Below are 26,358 nucleotides of genomic sequence, written 5' to 3'. Positions count from 1 at the left end.
CCCCACCGTGAAATTGTCCAGCCTCTCCTTCATGGACGGCGAACCGATGCCCGATCGGTATGCGTTCGCCAAGAACTTGGGCCCGCAGTCGCTGATTCCCGGCGACAACTTGAACCCGCAGTTCACCTTCATTGACGTGCCCGAGGACGCGCGATCCCTGACGCTGCTGTGTGCCGACCTGGACTCGCCGGAAGACCTGTCGCTGGCCGACCGGGAAGGCATCACCCTGGACGGCGATGTGCCGCGCCGCCCTTTCTACCACTGGGTGTTGATCGACCTGCCCCCCGATACGGGCGACATCGAAGAAGGTGCCTACGCCATCGGCGTCTACCGCCGCGGCAAGAGCCAGCTGTCAGATGACATGGCCGCGCGCGAAGGGCTGAACGACCTGACCCATCGGTTCACCAACGATCCCGAGATGGCAGGCTATTACTACGGCTACGACGGTCCCTGCCCGCCCTGGAACGACCCCAAGCCGCACCGATACTGCTTCACGCTGTATGCGCTGGACATCGAATCGTTGACGGTGCCAACCCTGTTCTATGGCAACGATGTGGTCGCCGCCATGGAAGGCCACGTGTTGGCTTGCGCATCGCTGACCGGGGTGTACACGCTGGACCCGTCCGTGGCACCCGTACAGGTAGGTTCGACCACGGCAACCTGACGGCCTAGGAGGACCGGGAGGCCGTTGTCGGTCCGGACTGCGAACCCGCCGGGGCATTCTTCCCCGGTGACCCGCGGCGTGGCCAGAAACGCTCATGGGTGATCCGGCGATCGAACCACAGATAGGTGCTGATGTAAGGCGATGGCTGCATGCGTGCGGCGGCCATGCGTGCGGGCGCCTCGCCAGGCAGGAGGCTGGCGGCCGCCGAGGGCGGCGCCGCCAGCACGCACGCGCGCGCCTGCATCACGTCCCCGCGATCCGTCCGTACACCGGTGACACGGCCATCGCGCCACAACAACTGCGCCGCGCCACGACCCAGCATCACGCAACCGCCGCCCTGCTCGATGACATCGATGGCCTGCGGCACATACCGATCGCTGAGCCCTACCTTGGGAAAGCCGAAGGCCGCGTCGTTATGGCCGATCATTTGCGCGAACACGCGAATCAAGGCCGCTGCCGAACACTGTTCGACCGGCACGTTCAGCAAGGCGATCGATGCCGACGCGCAAGCCCCGGTCGGTCAGCCGCACCGCACACGACAAATCGGCAAGGCCGGCGCCAATCACGATGACGTCCAGATCAAGCACGCGTGGGTCGGAAGGCATGCAGCGGGCTCCGGGAGATGAGCCAGCCCTGCCGCAAGTTTCAGACCAATGCCGAGTCACGTACTGACCGATCTATCGCCGAGTCCGCTACTCAGCCTGAGGACAAGTCCGATGCGTGCGGCGTGGGCGCGCGTTCGACGGGTCTGGCAGGTACGCAGATTGCTCGATGAATGACGCGGCAAGAGCCGCACGATAGTCAAACATTGGAGACAGACCATGACGCAACAAAACGAACAAAACCGCAACCAGCAAAACCAGAACAACGAACAGAACCGGAACCAGCAGAATCAGAACAACGAACAGAACCGGAATCAGCAGAATCAGCAGAACCGGAATAACGAACAGAACCGCAACAACGAGCAAAACCGCAACAACGAACAGAACCGCAACAACGATCAGAACCGTTGATCCGCGCACCGGGTGCGTATAAGCAAACCGCCCTGACGGGCGGTTTTATTTTGCGTGTCAGGTGTCGGCCGTATCCTTCATCCGCTGTTCGCCCTTGCGCTGTTCATCGTGCGGCCGCTGGGGGTCGCCTTCAATCACCCACTGCGTGGCCCAGGACGCGATGCGGGACATCACGTCCTGGCGATGCGACAGCTTGCCCGAGGCTGTGAACTTGTGGCTGGCCCCCGGATACAGGACCAGTTCGGCGGCGCAGGACGCGTCACGCCGCAAGGTCACGAACAGCTCTTCCGCCTGGCACTTCGGGCACCGCTCATCGTCAGTACCCTGAAGAATCAGCGTGGGCGTGGACGCCTTTTCAACGTGCTGCATCGGCGACAGCCGCCGCATGGTCTCGCGATGATGGCGGCGATCGCCGCGCATGGCATAGGGGTCGGAATAAAAGCCGCTGTCGGACGTGCCGTAGTGGGTTTCGATATTCGTGACCGGGGCCATGATTACCGCGGCCTGGAACATGTCGGTATGCCCGATCGCCCACGACGTCAGGTAGCCGCCATACGACTTGCCGGACAACATCAGCCGGTCATCGGCCAGTCCCTCATCCTGCAGGGTCCGGATCGCGGCCAGGTACTGCGGCAGGTCCAGTTCACCCCACCGCCCGCGCAGCCGATCCGCAAACGCGCGACCAAAGCTGGCCGATCCCACCGCGTTCAGGGCCAGGATGGACCAGCCTTGCGACCACAACAAAGACCAGTACGCCGTCGGGTTGTAGTCGAACAGGGTGTAGCTGGCGGGCCCGCCGTGCACGTCCACCAGCAGCGGGGTCGGCCCCTGAGCATCCTTGGGCCGCAACAACCAACCCTCAATCTGTTCCGTGCCGCCGTCGCCATCCGGCACCGTGAACGTGCGGCGCTCGAAGTGCGGCAGGGTGCGCTCCTGCCACCACGCATTGAGCGCGCTCACAACGGATTCATGGCTGCCGTCATGCGCGCTCTGGTATAGCTCGACCGCGGCCACGGGCGAATGCGCGGTGTAGGCCAGGTGGTCGCGCGTCACCGTCAGCCTGGACAGGTGCCGGTCGCCCTGTACCAGCGGTGTCATCTGTCCGTCGGGCACGCGGATGCTGACCAGCTCCACCACGCCGCGGCGGGCCACCAACGCCAGCACGCGGCTCGAATCCCCACGCAGGAACTGGACGCTGTCGCTTTCGGTGGACAGTTCGATATCCGGGTCGCCCAACGGGCGCACGTCGCCCGACGCCACATCGATGATCCACAGGCCGACCTGCGCATCGCCGTCTTGCGCGGTTCCGGAAAAGACGATCCATTTGCCGTCGGGCGACCACGCCGGATACAGCACCTGCGACAACGCGGTCAGGCACCGTGCGTCCCCCGATCCCGCATCGCAGATCCACACGTCGGTGCGATGCGCTTCGTCGCCTTCCCGGGTGCGCACGAACACGATCTGCCGGCCATCGGGCGACCAGCTCGCGCTGCGGACATCGAACGGTCCGTCGGTCAGGCGCCTGGCCTTGCCGCTTGCCGCATCCACCACGAACAGGTGCATCTCGACATTCAGCAGGTAGCCGATCCCGTCGCTTTTGTACGGCAGTTTCCAGGCTACCTGCGGGGCATCGGATCCGGGCAGTTCCGCATCCGCTGGCGTGCGTTCGCCGCGCAGGCGCGGGTCGACCGACACCGCGCACACGGCCGCGACGCGGCTGCCGTCCGGACTCCATTCGAATGCGGATACGGTTCCCGGCAGGTGGCTCAGCTGCGTGGCTTCGCCGCCATGGCGCGGCAGCATGAACACCTGGGCGGCGCCTGCGCGGTCCGATACGAACCCCAGGGCTTCGCCATCCGGCCGCCACCGCGGCATGGTGTCGGTCGAATCGCCCGTGGTCAAGGGCGACGGCGGCGTGCCGTCCAGCGGGAACAGCCACAGCTTGCTCGACGTGCTGTCGTTGTCCGGATCGGGAGTGGATACCGCGCACGCCACCAGATTGGCGTCCCAGGCAGCGTCCGTTTCTGAAATTTCCTGGTGCAGGATCAGGTCGTCACGAGAAAAAGGGGTGGTCATGGGGTCTCCTCGGTCGTGTCCGTTGCCGCGAGCATGGCAACGACTTTCTCGCTCAGTACATCCATGGCAAAGGGTTTGGTAATCAGCTCGGTGTGAGGTCCAAGCTCCTGCTTGGCCGCAACCGCGCTTTCCGCGTAGCCCGTCATCAACAGGGCCTTGAGGTCCGGACGACGCGTGCGGGCCGCGTCGATCATCTGCCGGCCGTTCAGGCCAGGCAGTCCGATATCGGTCACGACCAGATCCAGCTTGGGCGTCGCTTCGATCAACGCGAGGCCCGCCGTTCCATCGTCCGCGCGCAGCACCTCGAAGCCCATGTCGGTCAGCACGCCGACCACCAGCACGCGCACTTCGGGGTTGTCTTCCACCACCAGCACGGTGGCCGGCGCGGTGGCGCGTGGCTCGACCGTCACGGGTACGTCGGCAGGCTGCTCCTCATCGTCGGCGTCGCATTGCGGCAGATACAGCCGCACCGACGTTCCCTTGCCCGGCTCGCTGAAGATCTTGATGTAGCCGTTGGACTGCCGCGTAAAGCCATAGATCATCGACAGGCCCAGGCCCGTTCCCTGGCCGAAGGGCTTGGTCGTAAAGAAGGGCTCGAACGCCTTGGAGGCGACCTCGGCCGTCATGCCGACGCCCGTGTCGGTCACCGTCAAAGCCACGTAGTGGCCCGCGGGCACCGCCGGGTACCAGCTGTAATCGTCGGCCTGCAGGTCCAGGTTCTCGGTAATGATGGTGACGGTGCCGCCTTCCGGCATGGCGTCCCGCGCGTTGATCGCCAGATTCAGGATCGCGTTTTCCAGCTGATGCGGATCGCACCGGGTACGCCATAAGTCGGGCGACGTCACCAGGTCCAGCCGCACGTTTTCGCCCAGCGTGCGGATCAGCAATTCGGACAGGCCTTGCACCAGTGCGCTCGCATCCAGGCTTTTGGGCGCCAGGGGCTGCCGCCGCGAAAAGGCCAGCAGCCGGTGCGTCAGTGCCGCCGCGCGATTGGCCGACGCCATCGCCATGCGCACATAGCGGTCGATGTCGGTGACTCCGCGCGCGGTCTGCCGCTGGATGATCTCGAGCGCACCCAGAATGCCGGCCAGCAGGTTGTTGAAGTCATGGGCGATGCCGCCGGTCAGTTGCCCGACCGCCTCCATTTTCTGCGCCTGCCGCAGCGCATCCTGCGCAACTTCCAGCTCGGCCAGCGCCTGGGTTTCGGCCGTCAGGTCCAGGCCCAGGCCATGAATGACGCCCTCCCCTGGCAGCGCCGTCCAGGCCAGCGTGCGATAGGTGCCGTCCTTGTGGCGGCAGCGGCAGACAAAACGCGGCGCCGGGAAGCCCTTGCGCAGCCGCGCGAGCACCGACGCGGCCACGCCAATGTCGTCCGGATGCGCCAGGCGCAGCATGTCGCGGCCGACCAGCTCTTCGCTTGCCCAGCCCAGCTGCCGGGTCCACGCGGGGTTGACCGACTGCACCATGCCATCGAAATTCATGACAAACATCAGGTCATTCGACAGGCGCCACAGGCGGTCCCGTTCCGCCGTCCGTTCCGCCACCGTGCTTTCCAGGCGGCGCTGGCTGCGCGACAGATCGTTGCGCGCCGCAACGACCAGGTCGATGTCGAACGCAATCACCAGCCAGCTTTCGATCACGCCGTCGTCATCCAGCAGCGGCGCCGCCTGCGCCTTGAACCATCGCCAGGTGCGATCCGATGCCCGCAGAAAGCGCAGCTCCAGCTCGCAACCCTGGCCGGTCGCCAACGCGCGTTGCCACGTGTCCATGACCGTTGCCCGGTCCGCCGGGTGAACGGCCTCGATCCAGTCGTCCACCGCCACGGCGGCGCGGGCGCGGCCGGTGTAGTCGTACCAGTAGGGGTTGATGTAGGTGAAGTGGCCACTGGCCGTCGCAAAGAAGGTCATCTGCGGCGACTTCTCGACCAGGGCGCGGAACTGGGCTTCCCGGGCATGCGCACGGGCCGCGGCCTCGTGCTGTTCGGTGTGGTCCCTGAGAATCTTGAGGTAGCCGATGTGTTCGCCGGTCGCCTCGTCTTCGAAGCGCATCATGATGCCCGAGCCCCAGTACAAGGACCCATCGGCTTTGCGGTGCCAGCGTTCGTCTTCCGACCGCCCGGTCTTGCGCGCCTGCTCCGCCTCGCGGTCGGGCACGCCGTGCGCATTGTCTTCATCGGTGAACATGCGCGCGGTCGTCTGGCCCAGCATCTCGCGCTCGGACCAGCCCATCAGGGCCACGGCGCCGTCGTTCCAGCTCGTCACGCGCATGTCCAGGCCTTGCGTGATGATCGCAAAGTCGGTTGCGCTCTTGAGCACCGCCCGGGCGATACGGTCGTCCGCCGATCTGCCTGTAGCGTGTCCTGTCTCGTTGCCTCCATCCATGGGCGCCGTCCTTCCAGCTGCTGTCGTCAGGAAGCCGCAAGCCGCATGCCCACATGGCAGAGCAGACAGCCTGGGTCGCCCTCTCCGGCACAGGGCTTGCTTGAACGGACGGCCCCACTACTGCTTGCCAACATGAGTCACGATTACCCTGCTGCTGATGACATCTGCCTTGCGTTCGATGCGGAGCCCATTCGCAGCGCCTACCTGCAGGGGCGGCTGATCCTGTTTGCCGGCGCAGGGGTGTCGGCGGGCCTGGGTTTGCCGACCTTCCCGCAACTGGTGGCCGAAATGGCGCGCCAGCTCGACATCGATCCCACCCAGTTCCAGAGCTACGGCGAATTCCGCCAGCTGGCCGAGTACTACAAGATCAAGAAAGGCAATGACGCCCTGATGGACTGGATGGCACGCGAGTGGCATCACCCGGCGATTGACGTGTCGCGCTCACCCATCCACCGGTTGATTGCGGGCAGCCGGTTCGCCCATATCTACACGACCAATTACGACCGCTGGCTGGAAGCGGCGCATGACGCCTACCCGACGCCCTACATCAAGATCGCAAGCGCCGACGACCTGGCGCGCGCCGAAGACGGTGTACGCCAGATCGTGAAATTGCACGGCGATTTGGACAATGGGGCGCCGATTCCCACCGCGCGAACCCCGTCGCGCGGGACGTGCTGGCGCAGTGGGGCATCCGGATGCTGTCAGTGGAAGACAATCAACCGGACGCCGGCGCCGCGCTCTATCACTTCATGCGCGAGCTGACCTGTCAGGACGCCGAGCCCGATACGGCGCGGTCCAGCGCCGGCCGCAATTGCTCGCCGAACACATCGATGAATTCCCGCTGATTGCGGCCCACATTGTGGAGCAGGATTTCCTCGAAGCCGAGCGCGGCGTACTCTGCCAGCCAGTCGGCCTGCCGGCCGACGTCGGCAGAGATCAGCACGTGATCGTCCAGATCTTCGGGCCGGACGTAACGGCTCGCGGCATCGAATTCATCGGGGGTGCGCAGCGTCTCCGACGCCGCCGCCCCGAGCGTGTTGGACCGCCACTGATCGAACGCATGGTCACGCGCCAGGGCATCGGTGCGTGCGTAGGACACATGCACCTGCAGCGCCATGGGCTTGCCTTCACCGCCGCCTTCCCGAAACGCCTGGACGATGGCGGCCACGTCGGCCAACGGCTGGTTGACGGTGATGAGACCATCGGCCCAGGCTGCCACCCGGCGCGCGGTGGCAGGTGTCAATGCGGCGCCCATCAGGCGCGGCGGCGTGTCGGGCAAGGTGTACAGCGTCGCTTCATCCACCCGGATCGGACCGTCGCGGCTGACCGTTGCGCCCGTCCACAATTCGCGGATGATGCCCGCGGCGGCCTCCAGCCGTGCGTTGCGCTCCGCCTTGGCAGGCCAACGGTCCCCGGTGATGTGCTCGCCCAGCGCCTGGCCGCTGCCCAGCGCCATCCACTGGAACCGCGACGGAAACATCGACGCCAGCGTGGCCGCCGCCTGGGCCGTGATGGCCGGGTGATAGCGCCACCCGCCCGGCACGGTGATCATGCCGAAGGGCAAGGTCGTCGCCTGCATGGCCGCGCCCAGCCAGGCCCACGCAAAGCCCGACTGGCCCTGGCGCCGGCTCCACGGTGCGATGTGGTCGGACGACATGACGCAGTCGAAGCCGGCGGCTTCGGCATGCACCGCATGCGCCAGCAGGTCCTGCGGGCTGAATTGTTCGTGCGATGCGTGGTAGCCAAACTTCATTGCCTGCGCTCCATGGAAGCGTGATGGTGGCTGGCTGGCCGATGCGATCGCATCCATTGCCAGCCGGTCGTGACGTTGACCAGCAGACACTGCCGCTCGCTGTCGTGCTTGAGCACCAGCGGCCAGGGGCGCGCAACGGCCAGCCCGCGGTTGACCGCCTCGCGGTGGACCGGATTGCGGGGATCGAACACAACGGGACCGAACGCCGAAGTTTCGTTGTGCGTGAGCGATTCGAGCAGACGAAGCAGGTCCTCGTCCGACACGGTGGAGTTTCTTGGTTCAAACATGGCGTGGCTTTCCTTATGCAACGCTGCGCGCTTGCACTCCCCGGCGCACGCGGCAGACTCCCAATGCCGAGCAAGCGCCGTGCCGCTAGCGCCGATGCAACCACCAGCTGGCCAGGCCCAGCCCGACGCCAAAGGCGGCATAGACGCCGGCCATCCTGCTGGGTATGAAGGTTGCTCAGCAACAAGCGCGCCGCGTGTTCGCTTCCGATCGAACGCCGCATTTCCCGAGGGTTCTGCGCTTGCACCTACTTCTGACCGGCGCCAATGGCTTTATTGGCAAAGCCCTGGCCACCGCGTTGCTCGCCCGTGGCCACACGCTCATCTGCCCGCGACGCGGGTCGCCACTGCCCGGCCCGTCAGCCGGTCAGCCCGACTCCCGCGTTCGCACCTTTCCCCTGGACTTTGCCGATCGCCCGCCGCCTCAAGCATGGCGGTCGGCACTGGACGGCGTGGATGTGGTCGTGAACACCGTCGGCATCCTGCAGGAACACGGCACGCAAACCTTCAGTGCACTGCATGTCGATGCCCCGATCGCGCTATTCGACGCATGCGTGCTGGCCGGCGTGCGCCGGGTGATCCAGATCTCCGCCCTGGGTGCGGACAACGGCGCACAAAGCGCCTACCACCTGAGCAAACGCAGCGCCGACGCCTACCTGATGCGTCTGCCGATCGACAGCGTGGTCGTGCAGCCTTCATTGGTCTATGGCCCGGGCGGCGCCAGTGCGCGCCTGTTCGACACCCTAGCCAGTCTGCCGGTGCTGGCGCTGCCAGGCGGCGGCAGGCAGCAGATCCAGCCGGTCCACTTAGCCGACGCCATCGATGCGATCGTGGCGCTGATCGAATCGGCAGCCCCGTCACAGCCCCCCGGGTCGCAGGTGGTTCCCCTGGTCGGACCGTCGCCCGTCACGCTCAGGGACTATCTCGCGACGCTGCGACGGGCCATGCGCATCACGCCGGCGGCGCCCGTGGTCCCCTTGCCGGTGTCCCTGCTGCGGACGGTAGCCGGACTGGCCGGACGACTGCCCGGCAGCCTGCTGGACGCCGATACGCTGGACATGCTGGAACGCGGCAATGTGGGCGACCCCACTTCCATCACCCGTCTGCTGGGTCGCGCCCCGCGCGGCGCCGATCAGTTCATCCCCGCGCGCACCGCCCCCGCCGTCCGCATCCAGTCGTCGCTGAACTGGGCCCTGCCCTGCCTGCGTATCGCCATTGCGCTGGTCTGGATCTGGACGGGCATGGTGTCCTTCGGCCTGTATCCGGAGGCAGACAGCCTGGCCCTGTTGGCACGGTTGGGCGCCGAGGGCGACTTCGCCCGCGTGCTGCTATACAGCGCAGCCTTGGTCGACCTGATCCTTGGCCTGCTGATCTTCACGCTGCGCGGCGGCAGGCGCCAGTTGCTGTGGGTGGTGCAGTTCGGCCTGATTGCGTTCTATACCGTGGTCATCACCGTATGGCTGCCCGAGTTCTGGCTGCATCCCTACGGCCCGATCCTCAAGAACCTGCCCATGCTGGCGGCACTGTTGCTGCTGTATCAGCTTGAAGACCCCCTACCCGAACAAGGCGCGACCCGATGGACTACCTGATCGTCAAATGGCTGCACATCCTGTCGTCCACCTTTCTGTTCGGGACCGGGGTGGGGTCGGCCTTCTACCTGTTCTTCGTGACCCTGCACCGGGACGTGCGCGCGATCGCCATCGTGACGCGCTACGTGGTCATCGCCGACTGGATCTTTACCGCCACGACCGCCATCCTGCAACCGGTCACGGGCTTTTATCTGCTGCACATCATGGGCATCCCGATGTCGACGCATTGGGTGGCGGTATCGCTGGTGCTGTATGCGATAGCGATCGCCTGCTGGCTGCCTGTCGTGCGCATCCAGATGCGTTTGCGCGACCTGTCGCAGCTGGCCTACCGGGCCAGCGTGCCGCTGCCCGCCGCGTACTGGAAGGCCTTCAAATGGTGGGTGGCGCTGGGCGTGCCGGCCCTGTTCTGCTTCCTGGCGATCTTCTGGCTGATGGTCGCGAAGCCTGCGTGATCAGTGCAACTTGACCCGCGGCTGCGAACGCCGGTTCAAGGTGCGCGCCAGTCCCCGCAGAAGCGCGTGCCACAGGCCCAGCACCGTCACGTAATGCGACCAGTGCGACGACGCATACATGATCCGGGCGATCCACCCTTCCACCTGCATCTTCGGGCCCGACAGGCCGCCCATCAGGCTGCCCACGCCTTCGCTATGCCCGATCGACACCAGCGAGCCGAAGTCGCGGAAACGGAAGGGCTTGCCCGACATCGGACGCCCCTGCATCCGGTCGCGCAGCAGTCCGTACAGATAGGACGATTGCTGATGCGCGGCCTGCGCCCGCGGCGGCACCGTCTTGCTACCGCCTTCCCACGGCGCAGCCGCGCAATCGCCGAACGCAAAGATCGCCGGATCTTCGGTGCGCAGCTGCCCATCCACCACCAGTTGGTTCAGCGGCGTCACGGCCAACCCCAGCGTCGCCAGAAACGCCGGCGCCTTGATGCCCGCGGCCCACACTACCAGGTCGGCCGGAAAGACCTTGTCGCCCGCGATGACGGCGTCACGCCGTACCTCCGACACACGGCACTGAGTGTGGATCGCCACGCCGCGCTCCGTCAGCAACTGCGTGGCCGCCACCGCCACCCGCTCGGGCAGCGGCCCAAGAACGCGCGGTCCGCCTTCGATCAGGGTCATGCGCAGTTCCGCCTGCCGGTCAGGCCGGGACGACCCATAGTCCGACAGGGTCTGCCCGGCCTCGTGCAGTTCCGCCGCCAGCTCGACACCGGTTGCCCCGCCACCCACGATCACGACCTGAACCGTGGCTGCCTTGCCGTCCACGGCCTTGGCATCGGCACGCGCCACCGCCTTCAGCAGTTCGACCCGGAACTGTTCGGCGGACGCGGTCGAATCCAGTGACAGGGCAAAACGCTCGGCGCCCGGCGTATTGAAGAAGTTGCCGTGACTGCCCACGGCCAGCACCAGCGTGTCGTAGGGCAGCTGCCGTTCGGGCAGCACTTCGGCGCCCGACGCATCATTCAACGCCGCGATGGTGACCCGCTGCGCCGCCCGGTCCAGCGCGCTGAAGGCGCCCAGCACAAAACGAAAACCGTTGTGCTGGCCCAGCATCGCGTAAGACAGGCCTTCGCGATGAATGTCGAGCGTGCCCGCCGCGGCTTCATGCAGCGACGGCTTCCAGATATGGGAAGGCGTGCGGTCTACCAGCGTTACCTGGTCCCTGCCAAAACGCCGGCCAAGCCGAACGGCCAGTTCCAGCCCGCCCGCGCCGCCGCCGATGATCACTACACGATGGGGAGTTGCACTCATGCATGTCCTTGAAAAGTCTGCGCGGCCGCGCCGCATGGTTGTGGCAGCCCAAGCAAGCGCCGTACCCCCTTGCGAGCGATCAGCAAGGCGTGCTGCGGATGAACAAGCCTCGCTCATGCGAAAACGCGAAGACACACGAAGCCCGCATAGGGCCGGGTCGCAGGGTCACCCGGCCTCGGCCATCGTCGCCGCGCGGCACACGCATTGCTAAACACGCCCGACGCGACCCGACTCTCCATCCACCCTGCAAGAGGCAATCCATGAGCGCGAGCCTTCCTCACTCAGGCGCCAGCCACCCGGCCGGCCTGGCCCACGACCCTGCGCACGCGCACGATCACGACCACGATGTCCCGACCGGCTGGCGGCGATGGCTGGCCGCAACGAACCACAAGGACATCGGGACGATGTATCTCATCTTCTCGTTCGTGTCCCTGCTTGAAGGTGGCCTGCTCGCCCTCTTCATCCGCACCGAGCTCTATCAGCCCGGCCTGCAGTTCTTCAGCCCCGAGCTCTACAACCAGTTCGTGACCATGCACGGACTGATCATGATCTTTGGCGCGATCATGCCGGCCTTCGTGGGCTTTGCGAACTGGATGATTCCGCTGCAGATCGGCGCGTCGGACATGGCCTTCGCGCGCATGAACAACTTCAGCTTCTGGCTGCTGGTGGCTGGCGGCATGCTCATGGCCGCGTCGTTCTTTTCACCCGGGGGCGCCACGGCGGCGGGCTGGACGATGTACGCGCCGCTCTCGACCCAGATGGGACCCGGGATGGACATGGCGATCTTCGCCATCCACATCATGGGCGCCTCGTCCATCATGGGCGCCATCAACATCGTGGTCACGGTCCTGAACATGCGGGCGCCAGGCATGACGTTGATGAAGATGCCCCTGTTCTGCTGGACCTGGCTGATCACCGCCTTCCTGCTGATCGCGGTCATGCCGGTGCTGGCCGCGGCCGTCACCATGCTGCTGACCGACCGCCACTTCGGCACGTCGTTCTACAACGCGGCCGGAGGCGGTGATCCCGTCCTGTACCAGCACATCTTCTGGTTCTTTGGTCATCCAGAGGTCTACATCATGATCCTGCCCGCGTTCGGGATCATCTCGGCGGTGGTGCCTGCCTTCTCGCGCAAGGAATTGTTCGGCTACGCGTCCATGGTCTACGCCGTGGCGGCGATCGCGGTGCTGTCGTTCATCGTATGGGCGCACCACATGTTCGCGACAGGCATGCCGGTCACGGGACAGCTGTACTTCATGTATGCGACGGCAGTGATCTCGGTACCCACGGGGGTAAAGATCTTCAACTGGACGGCGACCATGTGGCGTGGGTCCCTCACTTTCGAGACGCCGATGCTGTTCGCGATCGGCTTCATCTTCGTGTTCACCATCGGCGGCTTCACGGGCCTGATCCTGTCCATTTCGCCGATCGACATCCAGGTGCACGACACCTATTACGTCGTGGCGCATTTCCATTACGTGCTGGTCGCCGGGTCCTTGTTCGCGCTGTTCGCCGGCACCTATTACTGGCTCCCCAAATGGACCGGCCGCATGTACAACGAGCGGCTGGGCAAGGTCCATTTCTGGTTCTCGATCATCTCGTTCAACATCAGCTTTTTCCCGATGCACTTCCTGGGTCTGGCCGGCATGCCGCGCCGCTATGTCGACTACGCGGTGCAATTCACCGATTTTCATCAGATCGCGTCGATAGGCGCATACTGGTTCGGTTTGTCCCAGCTGTTGTTCCTGTATGTGGTGCTGCGCTGCTATGCAGGCAAAGGCGAGGCCGCGCCTTCCAGCCCGTGGGAAGGCGCGCAGGGGCTCGAGTGGACGATTCCGTCGCCCGCACCCCACCATTCCTTCGCCACGCCGCCCACGGTAAAGTGACCGTGCCCGCCAGCCCCAGTCCGGGTGATCCTTTCTGAACGGAAGCCGTCTGCCATGCCGCCCAGTCCTCTTTCGCAGGCCCGTGTCGAACGCAGCTGGACCCTGCGCCGCAATTGCTGTGTCTCCCCAGGCCAGTGCCTGGCGGGGATCGCCAGCCTGGATGGCGTGCTGGCCATCCTGGGCGCGGGCGCCCTGGCCTACGGCCTGTGGGTCATTACCCTGTTCTGCCTGGTCGATGTGCTGGCCGTCTCGCTCGCGGGCCTGTGCTACATGCGGCACGCCCGCGACGGCGAAACGCTGTCCCTGATGGACGACGGCAGCGTGGTCGTCGAAGCGGAACGTGGCGGCAACAGCACCCGTCAGGTCTTCAATCGCAACTGGGTCCATGTCGATCTGGAACGCACCAGCGACCCCCAGAGCGCCACACTGTGGCTGCGCCAGGGCGCGACGCGCATGCGCATCGGCGAGTTCGTGCCGCGCCATCGGCTTGGGGCGCTGCAGCGCGATCTGCGCCGCGCCCTGCCCTGGGACGGCGCCGCGCATGGCGCACCCTCAAGCGCGTTACAGTCGCTTACAACGACGTGATTTGCGGACGCTTTTCGCCCTCTTGAAAGCCATCGCGCAGCCAATAGATTTGGACTGACGACGTCACCGGCACCGCCGCTTCACCATGCAGCGGCCAGGCAGCCAGGATGTCCGCCGTGAACTTTTTCAGGAGAACAACGATGGCCACTCTGACTTCCGCACGGGATTTTGCCTCTGACTTCGAGGCGATCCGTTCGCAAATGGACGACATTTTCCGCAGCCTGGGCGTCTCGTCCGACATCCGGGCCTACAGCCGCGGCTTTCCTTCGTTGAACATCGGGAGCACACCCGACGCAGTCGAACTGGTTGCGTTCGTACCGGGTGTGGACGCAGCCAGCCTGCAAGTCACCATCGACAAGGGTTTGCTGACCATTGCCGGTGAACGCCAGAGCGCGATCCCCCGCGACGTGGCTGGCCTGAATGTGTATGCCCAGGAACGCCGCCACGGCGCGTTCCGCCGCGTGGTGGAACTGCCGCAGGACGCCGACCCCGATGCGGTCGACGCGAGCTACGTCGATGGATGCCTGCGCATCACGGTGCGCAAGCGCGAATCGTCCAAGCCGCGCCTGATCCCGGTGCAATGACAACCGGTACGTGATCGATCTGCATTGAACGACCTATTGTTGAATCCAGGAGATGACCATGACTCAGACCACCGATATCGCCGTCGCCAAGAACACGCAGGGCACCAACGTCAGCACCGATGCCCGCCGGTCCAGCCAGGTGCAGGCCCCGTCACGCCCCCGCTCGACGGTGATGCCGCACATGGACATTTATGAGACCGCCGACGGCGTGACCCTTATCGCCGACCTGCCGGGCGTGTCGGCCGACCGCCTGCAAATCCGCACCGAATCCGATCGTCTGTTCATCGAAGGCGAAGCCCGCATCGATGTACCGGAAGGCTTCACGATCCTGCACACCGAACTGCGCGACCCGGTCTATCAACGCAGCTTCAGCCTGAGCCGCGAGATGGATGCGTCCCGCATTTCGGCGCAGCTGAAAGACGGCGTGCTGACGCTGACCATTCCGCGTTCGGAAGCCGCCAAGCCGCGCAAGATAGAGGTGCGCACCGCCTGATCGGATGGATCGCTCGGCGACGGGGCGGCTGACCCGTCGGCACAATGAAAACGCCGCCTGGCAGGACCTGCCGGCGGCGTTTTTTTTCAGCACTGCCCCCACTGCGGGCGGCAGAGCTGGTCTTCAGTTCACCGTCTTTTCAAGCTGTTCGGCCATCTGCAGGTGATGCTGCAGCGCCGGCAGCGTGCGCGTCGCGAACGACTTCAACGCCGGGTTCGAGCCTTTCGAGGCTTCCTGCTTGAACAGCGTGACGGCCTCGGTATGGGCCTGTACGCCGACCACCTTCACATAGGCCTTGTCGAAAGCTTCGCCCTGCGCGGCCGACAGCGCCGTCATCTTCTTTTCATCCATGGCAGTCGGACGGGCATCCACCGGCATGCCGATCTGCGACGCGATCTGCTGCAGTTCCGAGCTTGTCCGGGTGTGGTCGTTGATCATGCTCTGCGCGTACTGGCGCACTTCCGGGCGCGTGGCGCGCTGCAGCGCCATCCGGCTGGCGGTGACCTCCATCACGTCAGTCTGGGCGGCACGGCTGACAAACAGCGCGTCCAGGTCCGGGCCGGATGCACTGGCCGGCACGGCCATCTGTGAAGGAAGCATGGCGCACGCCGACATGAGCGCGCCAACAGCGGCAGCGGAAGCGAGCGTACGAACGACGCGCGGAAAACGGGGAAGAGTCATGACCATGGAACACCTAGTTGAAAGGGAGCACTGCAATTTAAGGATGGGGGATAGCAATCGGGCAGCCGCGGCGGGCCGAACGGTCTCGCCTGCCGCGGCGTCGACAGGTCAGGACTTCAGCAGCGGGTCGACCGTACCGGTCACCGTGGCCGAGGCGCCCAGCTCCGCGCCGGTCGTCGGGTTGCTGTTCGGATCGGACTTCGTCCGCAGGGCCATCGCCGTGACGGCGGCTTCTTCGTCTGCCGTCAGCGTCGTGGTCGCAGTGCCGCCGCCATCGAAGCCGCCCTGGTCTTCCCAGTTGGACACCACGTTGAAGTTTTCCGGGCTGTTCCACGGACCGCTGGCATCGCCTTCGCCTTGCGACAGATTGAAGTACGTGCGCGTGAAGCGGGGATCGCCCGGCAGCTTGCCCGGCGGGTAGTTCGGCTCCATGGCATACAGCGCTTTTTCGAAGGACAGCTGATGCGCGACTTCACGCGTCATCAGGAAGCCCAGCGCGTCCTTGACACCTGGATCGTCGGTCAGGTTGATCAGGCGTTCATAGATGATCTTGGCGCGAGCCTCGGCCGCGATGTTCGAGCGCAGGTCGCAGGCGGGGTCGCCGATCGAATCGATGTAGCCGGCATTCCAGAGCTGGCCACCCGAATTGATGTAGGCCGGACCACCGCCATAGAGCACCTGCGTCACGTGCGAATCGTTGCCCGCCCGCTGCAGCGAGCGATACAGATCGGCTTCCTTGTCGATACCTTCCGCCAGCTTGCCCTTGGCGCCCTTGTTCAACATGGCGATCAGGTTGCCGATCACTTCCAGGTGGCTCAGTTCTTCGGTGGCAATGTCCATCAACATATCCTTGCGGCCGGGGTCATCCTCGGCGATGGACTGGTTGAAGTATCGACACGCCGCGGCCAGCTCGCCTTGGGGACCGCCGAATTGTTCCAGCAGAAGGTTGGCCAGGCCGGGATTGCTACCCGAGACGCGAACGGTGTATTGCAGACGCTTATTGTGGGCGAACATGCTTTCTCCTTGAGTTGCGGGTTTGGGTAGCGATGAATTCGCAACTGGCATTCCCGGCCCAGGAAGATCGCTGTACTGCGGCGTTATCGGGTGATCATGCAACTTGCTCAATGCTGAGCGTGCTCATGTATTCGGCATCCTGCTCGTCCATAGCCTGTCTGGCCGCAGGATCAGCCAAGGGCGGTGTCCAGCAGCATCATGACCACGAATCCGACCATCAGGCCGATCGACGCCGACGTCTCGTGTCCCTGGCGATGCGATTCGGGAATGATCTCGTGGCTGATCACGAACAGCATGGCGCCCGCGGCGATCGCCAGCCCCCAAGGCAGCAGGCCGGCCGAGATGCCGATGGCCGCCGCGCCAAAGACCGCGGCAATGGGCTCGATCAGGCCGGACGCAATCCCCAGCGCCACCGCGCTCCACTTGCCATAGCCCACGCCGCGCAGCGCCGTCGCCACCACCAGACCTTCGGGCATGTCCTGGATCGAGATACCCGTGGCCAGCGCCTGCGCGCCCACTGCATCGGTGCCGCCAAAGGCCACGCCGATCGCCATGCCTTCGGGCAGGTTGTGCAAGGTGATGGCCAGCACGAACAGCCATACCCGCTTCATGGCCCGGCCCGTCGGGCCTTCCAGTCCTTTCACGAAGTGTTCATGCGGGACGGCGCGATCCAGCAGCAGCAACATCGCCGCGCCGATCAGGATGCCCGCGCCGACGATGCTGCCCGCGCCCCACGGCCCCGCGCCCAGATCCTGCGCCGACGCCAGCGCCGGAATGACCAGGGAAAAGGCACAGGCCGCCAGCATGACGCCCGCGCCAAAACCCATGATCGTGTCCGAAATGCGTTGCGAGAAGGTCTGCGACAGCAACACCGGCACCGTACCCAGCGCGGTCGCAAAGGCGGCGACGCTGCCCGCAAGCAAGGCGTCATGTACCCTCGGGTTCTGGTCGACCAGGAACTGGTACAGGTCGGTGAGCAGGACGGCCAGACCTGCCAGAACGATCAATGAGCCCAATGCACGCCGGGGCGTGATGGCCGGCGCACGGCCGGAGGATTTGTGCATGCGGTCGAGGGCCGGGTGGGGCATCGAATGTCCTGGTACGACGGGGGATGGGGAGGATGGACGCGAGCGCGCCCATATCAATGCGTCAACCGTTCAATGCAAGAAGCGTTCCGCCAGGCTCAACCGCCCGGAGCGCACGGCGGGCTGCCATTTGCCGCATTCCGCCCCCCTTGCCACGAGGGGATTTACGCGGAAGCCCTTGCAATGCTGAGCAAGAAATGACACGCCCCGCAGTCGCGTTGGACAGCAGCGCGCAGCGCGAGTCGCGTCGTTGATCGGTTGCTGGCTCAGCCGTAATTTGGCATGAAACTCGCTTCAATCTCATCCATCGGGGAAAGCAGCAGCAGCTGCCGCCCCCTGGCTGATGATGCGCTGCGGTCCCCATGACACGGGACCCGGCGGATCACGTCCCTGTCCATCCCTTAGTCGAGCCTCATCATTCGCCCCGCCGCGCTGTTTCTGTTGTTGACGCCTGCAACCGCTTTGGCCGTGCCGGCGATGCACGCCCTGGAACCCGCCGGCGTCCAGGCCTCCAGGATTGCCGACCTCTGGCATCTGACCCTGCTGGTGTGCGGAGGCGTGTTCGCCTGCGTGCTCGCGGTCCTGCTGGTCGCTCTGCTGCGTTCACCGCGCGCCACCGCGCAGACGCGCCCCCTTGTCGTCAACGGCGATGCCACCGAGAAGCGGCCCACGCGCGCCGTGATCTGGGCAACCGCAGTGTCAACCGTGTTGCTGGTCGGACTGGTCGTGGCGGATGTCGTGACCGAACGGGCGCTATCCCGCCTGCCGGTCGCCAATGCGCTGCATATCGAAATGATCGGGCACCAATGGTGGTGGGAAACGCGCTATGCCGCGGACGGTGATCGCCCGGCATTCACGGGCGCAAACGAGGTGCGCATTCCGGTTGGCCGGCCCGTCATCGTGTCCTTGCGGTCGGCCGATGTCATCCACACGTTCTGGGTGCCCAGCCTGCATGGCAAGAAAGACATGATCCCGGGCCGTCCGACCACCATCGAATTTCGCGCCGACACCGCCGGCGAATTCCGTGGCCTGTGCGCCGAATTCTGCGGGGAGCAGCACGCAATGATGGCGTTCTCGGTCAAGGCCGATACCCCGGAAGCGTTCGCGGCCTGGGCCGACCAGCAGGCCCTGCCGGCCCGCGACCCCCTGTCGGCAGACACCCCCCACTCGCTTGCGCCCTCGGCGCCAGGCAGCTTCCCAGCTGCCCGACCCGCGTCCGATCCCCGGCTGGCTGACACGTCACGTGGCCTGGCGGTGTTCCTTGATCGCGGATGCGCGCAATGCCACACGATTCGCGGCACCGGGGCAAGCGGCACGCTGGGACCGGACCTGACCCATCTTGCGAGCCGCCCCACCCTGGCCGCCGGCACCTTGCCCAACAACCGCGGCAATCTGGCTGGATGGATCATCGACCCCAATTCCCTCAAGCCCGGCGCCATGATGCCGATCAACCGCCTGCCGCCCGACGAACTGCAGGCGCTGCTCGGCTATCTGGAGACCTTGCAATGAAGGCCTCTCCCATCCCGTCGATGCAGGACGGCCCGAACGCGCCCGCCGCGGTCCGGCGCAGCCTGGCCGATACCTGGGACGACCCGCCGGGCATTCGGGGCTTCTTCGCCGCGATCAACCACAAGACGATCGCCCGCCGCTTCATGCTGGCCACGTTCGTATTCTTTGTGCTGGGCGGACTGATCGCGCTGGCAATGCGCATCCAGTTGGCAAAGCCGGACCTGCGCCTGGTCGACCCCGACCTCTACAACCAGATGTTCACGCTGCACGGCACGACCATGATGTTCCTGTTCGCCGTGCCGGTCATGCAGGCGATCGCGACCTATCTGGTGCCCTTGATGATAGGCGCGCGCAGCGTGGCCTTTTCGCGCATGAACGCCTATGCCTTCTGGGTGTTCGTGCTGGGCGGCGCGTTTCTTTACGGGTCGTTCCTGCTGGGGTCGGCGTCCAGCGCCGGGTGGTTCAGCTACGTCCCCCTGGCCGGACCGGACTACTCGCCCGGCAAGGGCGTGGACATCTGGGCGCAGATGATCACCTTTACCGAAACCGCGGCCCTGCTCGAAGCCATCGTCCTCATCACCACGATCTTCAAGATGCGCGCGCCCGGCATGTCGCTCAATCGCATGCCGCTGTTCGTCTGGGCCACGCTGATCACCCAGTTCATGGTGCTGTTTGCAATGCCGGCCGTGATGCTGGGCAGCACGTCGCTGATCCTGGACCGGCTGGTGGGCACCCAGTTCTTCAACCCGGCGCGGGGCGGCGATGCCTTGCTGTGGCAACACCTCTTCTGGTTCTTTGGTCATCCAGAGGTCTACCTGATCTTCATTCCACCGCTTGGCATGATCTCGGCAATCATCCCGACCTTCGCGCGGCGCACGCTGTTCGGTTATCCGGCCATGGTGCTGGCCCTGTTCGCCACGGCCTTCCTGGCGTTCGGGCTCTGGGTCCACCACATGTACGCCACTGACATTCCGCAGCTCGGCAAAAGTTTCTTTACCGCGGCGAGCCTGATGATCGCGGTGCCATCGGGCATCCAGATCTTCTGCTGGCTTGCCACCCTGGCCACCGGGCGCCTCAACTTCAAGACGCCCCTGTGGTTCGTGCTGGCCTTTTTCGTGATCCTGGTCATGGGCGGGATGACCGGCGTGATGCTCGGCTCTGTCTCGCTCGACCTGCAGGTACACGACACCTACTTTGTCGTTGCACATCTCCACTATGTGCTCCTGGGCGGCGCGGTATTCCCGCTATTCGGCGCGTTCTATTACTGGTTTCCCAAATTCACCGGCCGCATGCTGAACGAGACGCTGGGCCGCTGGAATTTCTGGCTGATGTTCGTCGGCTTCAACGTCGCGTTCTTTCCGATGCATCTGCTGGGACTGCAAGGCATGCCGCGTCGCATCTGGACCTATGCCCCCGACATGGGTTGGGAGGGCATGAACCTGCTGGCCACGGCGGGCGCCTGGACGCTTGCGGCCGGCATCCTGGTCTTCATCGTGAACGTGCTGCGCAGCCGGCGGCATGGCGCGCTGGCAGGCGACAACCCCTGGGGCGCGGCCACGCTGGAATGGAGCATGCCCAGCCCCCCGCCCCCGCACAACTTCGATGTGATGCCTGTCGTGCATGGCCGCAATCCCTTGTGGGAGCCCGCCGGCAGCCCCCGTTGGGTCGCGGGCCTGGCGGCCAACGCGCGCCAGGTGCTGGTGACCAGCGTGATCGACGCGCGGCCCGACTCCTGTCCGGTATTTCCGTCGCCGTCCATCTGGCCATTCGTCAGTGCACTGGCAACGACCGCCCTGTTCATCGGATCGGTCTACACACCCTGGGCCGTGGTGTGGGGCACTATCCCCACCGCCATCGCCATGACGATCTGGTTCTGGCCCAACCGGCTCAACACCCAACGCGCCGTCTTCCTGGAGCGCAAGCCATGACCGCGCACGACCTGCCCGCCAGCGACTCGGCCACCTGGACACCCGACGGCCTGCCTGCGCGCGACGTCCTGAACGTGCGGGACCTGCCCACCTATGCCTTCGGCCACCGCAGCATCATGTGGTGGGCCACGCTGGGCTTGATGGTGATCGAAAGCACGGTGTTTGCGCTGGCGGTCATGACCTACTTCTACCTGCGCAGCCTGTCGGCGGACTGGCCGATCAACGCCATTGCGCCCGACCTGCTGTGGGGCACGGTCAACACCGTCATCCTGCTGCTGAGCGCCATCCCGAATCACTTCGCCAAACGCGAAGCCGAACGCCTGAACCGCGTGCGCGCCCGCAACTGGCTTCTGGTCTGCCTGCTGTCGGCCATCCTGTTCCTGGCCGTGCGCGCGTTCGAATTCGCGACCCTCAATGTGAGCTGGACGCTCAATGCCTACGGGTCCATCGTGTGGCTGCTGCTGGGACTGCACACCGTGCACTTGCTTACCGACACCATCGATACGTCGGTGCTCACGGTGCTGCTGTACACCGGTCCGCTCGAAGGCAAGCGCTACGTGGATGTGAGCGAGAACGCCGCCTACTGGTATTTCGTGGTTGTCAGCTGGCTTCCGATCTATGCGGTCATCTACTGGGCGCCCCGGTGGTAGGAGACGATGATGCCCACCTTCCTGGCCCTGCTGGGCGCCCCCACCGCGGCCCTGACCGCCTTGACCATCATGTACGCGCTGGTGCCCGTGTCCTGCGGCTGGCAGACCAACGCGGCGCTGCTCGCCTGCAGCCTGATCGCCTTCGTGTTCACGGTGATCGCAACGGTGCTGGCATGGCGCGACTGGCGGGCGGGCGCGCCGGCCAGCGCCCAGGTGTCGGGCAACCGGCCCTTCCTGGCGCTGGTGGGCACGTGTGTCGGGGCCATGTCGGCGCTGTCGCTGCTGGCGCTGTCGATTCCGCCATTGTTGCTGTCGGCGTGCCGATGATGACGCCATCGCCTGTCGCCTTTGCAGGTCATGGCCCGGCTTGCGGCAAGGTCGCCGGACCGGCGAGCAGCCGGTCTACCGGAGCGCGCAACGGGGTCGGTCGCACGACACTGCGACACCGGTCCTGGGCATGCGGTCGCGTGCAATCGGTGGCGGCACTCGTGCTCGCGATGGCACCGCTTGCCGCCGCGCGCGCGCACACCTTGTCGGCCGATGCCACCGGCGTTCCCGACATTGGCTGGACGTTCGAGCCGTGGGTCGTGGTGCTGCTCGTCGTCACGTTGGGCCTTTACCTGGCCGGGTATCTGCGGCTTCGCGCCCGCAGCCGGCGGGCGCGCGGGTTTCGCCTTCGCCAGTTCGGCGCCTTTGTGCTGGGCTGGGCCATGACCGTGCTGGCGCTGGTTTCACCGCTCGACGCCCTGGGCGCCGCCCTGTTTTCGGCCCACATGGTGCAGCACGAAGTGCTGATGCTGTTGGCCGCGCCCCTGCTCGTATTAGGCCGGCCGCTGGCAGTGTGGATGTGGGCCCTGCCATCGTCATGGCGGCCTGCCATCGGCCACGGCCTGCACGCGCCGGGCGTGCGCGGCAGCTGGCGGTGGATGACGTCGCCATCAGTGGCCTGGGCGTTCCACGCACTGGCCTTGTGGGCCTGGCACGCACCGCCCCTGTTCGAAGCCGCCCTGACCCGGCCCGGCATCCACACCCTGCAGCACGCCAGCTTTTTCGTCAGTGCACTGTTCTTCTGGTGGACAGTGCTGCCGGGCCGGCGTGGCCATACCGGCGATGGCCACGCCATGCTGTCAGTCTTCACGACCATGCTGCACACCGGCGCGCTTGGCGCACTGCTGACGCTGGCGCCGGGGCTCTGGTATCCCATCTATGTCACGCCCACCACGGCGCTTGGGTTCGACCCGTTGCAGGACCAGCAGCTGGGCGGGCTGATCATGTGGGTACCGGGCGGCCTGGCGTATTTCCTGGCAGGGCTGGCCATCGCGTTGCGGTACGTGCTGGATCGGCGCACGCCGGCCCTGGCCGCCGGGCATGCGGTGCCGCTGGCGCGATCCGCGAGGGGAAGCCGATGATACGGCGCGTGGTCATTTTCGCGGTGTGCCTGGTGGCTTCGGCGTGCCAGCCCAGCCTGCCGGAACGCGACATCGCCACGCACGGCTTTCCGCAAGCCGGGCGGGACGCCATTGCGCGTTACGGCTGCGGCGCCTGCCACACCATCGGCGGCGTGCCGGGCGCGCACGGCACGGTCGGCCCCTCGCTGAAAGGCCTGGGGGACCGCGCCTACCTTGCCGGCCATATCCCCAATACCCCCGACGGTCTGATCGCCTGGATCCAGCATCCCCAGGCGCTGGACCCGCGCAGCGCAATGCCCGACCTCGGCGTCAACGAGACCGACGCCCGCAACATTGCCGCCTACCTGCTGAACGCGCCCCGGTGACCGGCGGCGTCAAGACAAACATGACCATGACTTTTCGCCCCACTCCATTTGCCATGCTCTGCCTCCTGATCACTGGCGTCCTGCTGATCGGGAAGCCGGCAGTGGCGAGTGCGGGTCCCGACGCCGAACTGATTGCCCGCGGCAAGTATCTCGCGGTCGTTGCCGACTGCGCCGCCTGTCACACCGCCCGTGACAACGGCCAGCCCTTTGCCGGCGGACGCAGCCTGGGCACGCCTTTTGGCGAGATCATCAGCAGCAACGTCACGCCCGATCCCGCCTATGGCATCGGCCGCTACAGCTTTGATGACTTCGCCAAGGTCATGCGCCAGGGCATCGCGCCCGGCAACAAGCGGCTCTATCCCGCCATGCCCTACACGTCCTACAGCAAAATCACCGACGACGACATGCGCGCCCTGTTCGCCTACATGATGCATGGCGTCGCGCCAGTTGCCCTGCCCGCCCCCCAGACCGCGCTGCCCTTTCCCATGAACCAGCGCAAGCTGCTGGCCCTGTGGCAATGGGCGTTCGCACCGTCCGGCGTGTATCAAGCCAAGCCGGATCGCGACGCGACATGGAATCGCGGCGCCTACCTCGTGCAGGGCCTTGGACACTGCGGGACCTGCCACACCCCGCGCGGCGCAGGCTTCCAGGAACGCGGCAGCGACGAATCGTCCTGGCGTTACCTGACCGGCGCCATCAACGAAAACTGGTATGCGTCCAACCTGACGGGCGACCCCGGATCGGGACTGGGCCGCGTCAGCGAAGACGAACTGGTCCGCTTCTTCCGGACGGGTCATGGCGATGGCAGCGCGGCCTACGGCAGCATGGTCGAAACGATCGAAAAAAGCCTGCAGCACTGGACGGAAGACGACCACCGCGCCGCCGCCAGATACTTGAAGAGCCTGCCACCCAAACGCCCGTCTGGCGCCTTCGACGCGACCCGCACCACCGCGCGCGGACCCGCCGACGGCGACCGCACGGCAGACCGCGAGACGATAGGATTGTCGGTTTATCGTACTTTCTGCGCGCAATGCCACCAGGACAACGGACGTGGCGTGCCGGACCGCTACCCCAAGCTGGCGGGCAATCCATCGGTTCTGGCGAAAGATCCGACATCCCTGATCCGCCTGAGCCTGGAAGGCGGCGGCAGCCCCGTCACCCTGACCGGCCCGCCGCGACAGGACATGCCCGGCTTCGGGCAACGCCTGACTGATTTGCAGATTGCGCAGGCCCTGACCTATGTGCGGGGCGCCTGGGGCAACGAGGCCAAGCCGGTCACGACCAGCGACGTGGCCAAGCTGCGGCAGACGTTGCAGAAAGACAAAACGAAGCACTGACGTCGGGACGCCGGCCAGACCGCACTTGCTAGAATCGACCGCCTGTCCGAATCACCCCGCGCGGGGCTGAAGTTGTCGCCTGCCAGAATTACCCTGTGCGCGGCTGAAGCCACTGCCTGCCCAAATGACCTTGCTCGCGGCCGAAGTCACCGCCTGCCTGACCTGCCCTGCGCGCGGCTGAAGCCACCGCCGCGGCCCACCTGCCCGACCCCTCATGGAAGCCTTCATGCGCCCTCTTTCCACCCTGCTGCCCGCTTTGCGCGGCGTGTCCATGCTTCCCGACAGCCCGGCCACAGCCTTGCCTCGCGTGGTCTTCATGGCCACCGGCGGCACCATCGCCATGAAGATCGACCCGGCCACGGGTGGCATCGTGCCGGCCATCACCGGCGACGATCTGCTGCTGACCATCCCCGATGTGGCCACCCATGCCGAGATCGAGGTCGACAACGTCGCCAACATGTCGGCCAACTACTTCAACGCGGAATGGTGGGGCACGCTCACGCGCAGGGTGCAGGACACACTGGATCGGCCCGACGTCGCCGGCATTGTGCTCGCACAGGGCACCGACACCATGGAAGAGACCGCATGGTGGCTGGACCTGACTGTCGTGTCGGACAAGCCCGTTGTCATGGTCGGCGCGCAGCGCAATGCGTCGGCGGCCGACTTCGACGGACCGCGCAATCTGCTCAATGCCATCCGCATCGCCGTCGCTCCCGAAGCGCGGGGCAAAGGGGTGATGGTCGCAATGAACCAGCAGATCAACGCCGCGCGTTCCGTCACCAAGACGCACACGGGCAATGTCGAGACCTTCAAGTCGGGCGATGCAGGGTTCCTGGGCGAAGTCTGGGATGACCGCGTGGTGTTTTCACGCGCGCCCTTGCGGCGGATGACCGTGCCGGTCACGGCCACCACATTTCCCAAGGTCGATATCTTTCCGATGTATGGCGGCGCGGATGGCACCTATATCCGCTACGCCGTGGAACGCGGTGTGGCTGGCATCGTGGTCGAGGCCGTGGGCATGGGCAATATGAATGTGTCGATGTACGAGGCCGTAGTGCACGCGATCAAGCGGGGCGTGCCCGTCGTGATCACGTCACGGGTGCCGAATGGCCGGGTGCGGCCGCTGTACGGTTTTGTCGGAGGTGGCAAGACGACCTTCGACGCAGGCGCGATCCCGGGCGGTGACCTGAGCGCGCAAAAGGCGCGGTTGCTGCTGATCCTGCTGCTGCAGGCCGGCCCGCAAGACACCGCGTCGTTACGGGCCGCCTTTGATCGTTAGCCCGCTGCCTTGTTGCGGGCCGCCTTCGATCATTCA

Annotated in this window: 28 protein-coding genes; 17 read left to right on the top strand and 11 right to left on the bottom strand. The window is 65.6% G+C overall.

Annotated elements, in window-relative coordinates:
- Positions 1-7: 7 nt before the first annotated feature.
- Entirely contained in the window at positions 8-664 is a 657-nt protein-coding gene (locus HD883_RS03285; protein ID WP_179587846.1) for a YbhB/YbcL family Raf kinase inhibitor-like protein, read from the top strand.
- Between the two features lie 4 nt (positions 665-668).
- On the opposite strand, the gene HD883_RS03280 is transcribed toward HD883_RS03285, so the two are convergent.
- Together HD883_RS03280 and HD883_RS28000 are read right to left on the bottom strand one after the other, a co-directional pair.
- Positions 669-1,142, bottom strand: a complete 474-nt coding sequence (locus HD883_RS03280) for an FAD-dependent oxidoreductase (RefSeq protein ID WP_373563418.1) — start codon at positions 1,140-1,142, stop codon at positions 669-671.
- Entirely contained in the window at positions 1,078-1,269 is a 192-nt protein-coding gene (locus HD883_RS28000; RefSeq protein WP_373563301.1) for an FAD-binding protein, read from the bottom strand. The genes HD883_RS03280 and HD883_RS28000 overlap by 65 nt, the downstream gene beginning before the upstream one ends.
- Positions 1,270-1,485: 216 nt before the next feature.
- Between HD883_RS28000 and HD883_RS03270 the strand changes: the two genes are divergently transcribed.
- A complete protein-coding gene (locus HD883_RS03270; protein ID WP_179587847.1) occupies positions 1,486-1,677 on the top strand; it encodes a hypothetical protein in 192 nt (63 codons plus the stop codon).
- Between the two features lie 57 nt (positions 1,678-1,734).
- On the opposite strand, the gene HD883_RS03265 is transcribed toward HD883_RS03270, so the two are convergent.
- Both HD883_RS03265 and HD883_RS27585 read right to left on the bottom strand, forming a co-directional pair.
- Positions 1,735-3,753: a S9 family peptidase gene (locus tag HD883_RS03265; RefSeq protein WP_179587848.1), complete on the bottom strand. Its 2,019-nt coding sequence runs from the start codon at positions 3,751-3,753 to the stop codon at positions 1,735-1,737.
- Entirely contained in the window at positions 3,750-6,134 is a 2,385-nt protein-coding gene (locus HD883_RS27585; protein ID WP_179587849.1) for a hybrid sensor histidine kinase/response regulator, read from the bottom strand. Before HD883_RS27585 ends, HD883_RS03265 begins: the two co-directional genes overlap by 4 nt.
- A gap of 132 nt (positions 6,135-6,266) precedes the next feature.
- Here HD883_RS27585 and HD883_RS03255 point away from each other — a divergent pair, with 132 nt between their 5' ends.
- Complete coding sequence (locus tag HD883_RS03255) at positions 6,267-6,896, top strand: SIR2 family protein (protein WP_218863262.1); 630 nt, start codon at positions 6,267-6,269, stop codon at positions 6,894-6,896.
- A 4-nt stretch (positions 6,897-6,900) separates the two neighbouring features.
- Here HD883_RS03255 and HD883_RS03250 read toward each other — a convergent pair whose 3' ends face one another.
- Together HD883_RS03250 and HD883_RS03245 are read right to left on the bottom strand one after the other, a co-directional pair.
- Positions 6,901-7,887, bottom strand: a complete 987-nt coding sequence (locus HD883_RS03250; protein ID WP_179587850.1) for a TIGR03885 family FMN-dependent LLM class oxidoreductase — start codon at positions 7,885-7,887, stop codon at positions 6,901-6,903.
- Positions 7,884-8,174, bottom strand: a complete 291-nt coding sequence (locus HD883_RS03245; protein WP_179587851.1) for a hypothetical protein — start codon at positions 8,172-8,174, stop codon at positions 7,884-7,886. The genes HD883_RS03250 and HD883_RS03245 overlap by 4 nt, the downstream gene beginning before the upstream one ends.
- 239 nt (positions 8,175-8,413) lie before the next feature.
- On the opposite strand from HD883_RS03245, the gene HD883_RS03240 reads away from it, so the two are divergent.
- Both HD883_RS03240 and HD883_RS03235 read left to right on the top strand, forming a co-directional pair.
- Complete coding sequence (locus HD883_RS03240) at positions 8,414-9,760, top strand: SDR family oxidoreductase (protein WP_179587852.1); 1,347 nt, start codon at positions 8,414-8,416, stop codon at positions 9,758-9,760.
- On the top strand, positions 9,748-10,212 hold the full coding sequence (locus HD883_RS03235; RefSeq protein WP_179587853.1) for a DUF2269 family protein: 465 nt from the start codon (positions 9,748-9,750) through the stop codon (positions 10,210-10,212). The genes HD883_RS03240 and HD883_RS03235 overlap by 13 nt, the downstream gene beginning before the upstream one ends.
- Here HD883_RS03235 and HD883_RS03230 read toward each other — a convergent pair whose 3' ends face one another.
- On the bottom strand, positions 10,213-11,517 hold the full coding sequence (locus HD883_RS03230) for an NAD(P)/FAD-dependent oxidoreductase (RefSeq protein ID WP_179587854.1): 1,305 nt from the start codon (positions 11,515-11,517) through the stop codon (positions 10,213-10,215).
- Positions 11,518-11,777: 260 nt separating this feature from the next.
- On the opposite strand from HD883_RS03230, the gene ctaD (HD883_RS03225) reads away from it, so the two are divergent.
- On the top strand, positions 11,778-13,403 hold the full coding sequence (gene ctaD / locus HD883_RS03225) for a cytochrome c oxidase subunit I (RefSeq protein ID WP_179587855.1): 1,626 nt from the start codon (positions 11,778-11,780) through the stop codon (positions 13,401-13,403).
- Between the two features lie 54 nt (positions 13,404-13,457).
- Positions 13,458-13,988 (top strand): DUF2244 domain-containing protein, encoded by a 531-nt coding sequence (locus HD883_RS03220; protein ID WP_179587856.1) that lies wholly within the window; start codon positions 13,458-13,460, stop codon positions 13,986-13,988.
- Here HD883_RS03220 and HD883_RS03215 read toward each other — a convergent pair.
- A complete protein-coding gene (locus HD883_RS03215) occupies positions 13,975-14,136 on the bottom strand; it encodes a hypothetical protein (protein ID WP_179587857.1) in 162 nt (53 codons plus the stop codon). The two genes, HD883_RS03220 and HD883_RS03215, sit on opposite strands and share 14 nt — an antisense overlap.
- Between HD883_RS03215 and HD883_RS03210 the strand changes: the two genes are divergently transcribed.
- Together HD883_RS03210 and HD883_RS03205 are read left to right on the top strand one after the other, a co-directional pair.
- Positions 14,129-14,572, top strand: coding sequence for an Hsp20/alpha crystallin family protein (locus HD883_RS03210; RefSeq protein WP_179587858.1), 444 nt, complete (start codon positions 14,129-14,131; stop codon positions 14,570-14,572). The two genes, HD883_RS03215 and HD883_RS03210, sit on opposite strands and share 8 nt — an antisense overlap.
- A gap of 58 nt (positions 14,573-14,630) precedes the next feature.
- Entirely contained in the window at positions 14,631-15,065 is a 435-nt protein-coding gene (locus HD883_RS03205; RefSeq protein WP_179587859.1) for an Hsp20/alpha crystallin family protein, read from the top strand.
- A gap of 123 nt (positions 15,066-15,188) precedes the next feature.
- On the opposite strand, the gene HD883_RS03200 is transcribed toward HD883_RS03205, so the two are convergent.
- From HD883_RS03200 to HD883_RS03190, 3 genes are all read right to left on the bottom strand, one after another.
- On the bottom strand, positions 15,189-15,746 hold the full coding sequence (locus HD883_RS03200; RefSeq protein ID WP_179587860.1) for a DUF4142 domain-containing protein: 558 nt from the start codon (positions 15,744-15,746) through the stop codon (positions 15,189-15,191).
- Between the two features lie 108 nt (positions 15,747-15,854).
- On the bottom strand, positions 15,855-16,760 hold the full coding sequence (locus HD883_RS03195; protein WP_179587861.1) for a manganese catalase family protein: 906 nt from the start codon (positions 16,758-16,760) through the stop codon (positions 15,855-15,857).
- 170 nt (positions 16,761-16,930) lie between these two features.
- Positions 16,931-17,848: a ZIP family metal transporter gene (locus HD883_RS03190; RefSeq protein ID WP_257021972.1), complete on the bottom strand. Its 918-nt coding sequence runs from the start codon at positions 17,846-17,848 to the stop codon at positions 16,931-16,933.
- A gap of 474 nt (positions 17,849-18,322) precedes the next feature.
- On the opposite strand from HD883_RS03190, the gene coxB reads away from it, so the two are divergent.
- The 8 genes from coxB (at position 18,323) to HD883_RS03150 (ending at position 26,322) form a co-directional block, all read left to right on the top strand.
- The gene (gene coxB / locus HD883_RS03185) at positions 18,323-19,354 is read left to right on the top strand and encodes a cytochrome c oxidase subunit II (protein WP_179587862.1); all 1,032 of its coding nucleotides are present in this window, start codon (positions 18,323-18,325) and stop codon (positions 19,352-19,354) included.
- Positions 19,351-21,282, top strand: a complete 1,932-nt coding sequence (gene ctaD / locus HD883_RS03180) for a cytochrome c oxidase subunit I (RefSeq protein WP_179587863.1) — start codon at positions 19,351-19,353, stop codon at positions 21,280-21,282. The genes coxB and ctaD (HD883_RS03180) overlap by 4 nt, the downstream gene beginning before the upstream one ends.
- Positions 21,279-21,932, top strand: coding sequence for a cytochrome c oxidase subunit 3 (locus tag HD883_RS03175; protein WP_179587864.1), 654 nt, complete (start codon positions 21,279-21,281; stop codon positions 21,930-21,932). The genes ctaD (HD883_RS03180) and HD883_RS03175 overlap by 4 nt, the downstream gene beginning before the upstream one ends.
- Positions 21,933-21,941: 9 nt before the next feature.
- Positions 21,942-22,259: a hypothetical protein gene (locus HD883_RS03170; RefSeq protein WP_179587865.1), complete on the top strand. Its 318-nt coding sequence runs from the start codon at positions 21,942-21,944 to the stop codon at positions 22,257-22,259.
- A 170-nt stretch (positions 22,260-22,429) separates the two neighbouring features.
- The gene (locus tag HD883_RS03165) at positions 22,430-23,341 is read left to right on the top strand and encodes a cytochrome c oxidase assembly protein (RefSeq protein ID WP_179588769.1); all 912 of its coding nucleotides are present in this window, start codon (positions 22,430-22,432) and stop codon (positions 23,339-23,341) included.
- 8 nt (positions 23,342-23,349) lie between these two features.
- Entirely contained in the window at positions 23,350-23,706 is a 357-nt protein-coding gene (locus HD883_RS03160) for a c-type cytochrome (protein WP_373563300.1), read from the top strand.
- Positions 23,707-23,726: 20 nt separating this feature from the next.
- Entirely contained in the window at positions 23,727-25,043 is a 1,317-nt protein-coding gene (locus HD883_RS03155) for a cytochrome c (RefSeq protein ID WP_179587867.1), read from the top strand.
- Between the two features lie 271 nt (positions 25,044-25,314).
- Positions 25,315-26,322: an asparaginase gene (locus HD883_RS03150; protein WP_179588770.1), complete on the top strand. Its 1,008-nt coding sequence runs from the start codon at positions 25,315-25,317 to the stop codon at positions 26,320-26,322.
- Positions 26,323-26,358 lie beyond the last annotated feature (36 nt).

The organism is Pigmentiphaga litoralis (assembly GCF_013408655.1).
GTDB classification, from domain to species: domain Bacteria; phylum Pseudomonadota; class Gammaproteobacteria; order Burkholderiales; family Burkholderiaceae_B; genus Pigmentiphaga; species Pigmentiphaga litoralis_A.
Note: the sequence above shows the minus strand (reverse complement) of the source record. Positions and strands in the feature narration are given on the sequence as shown.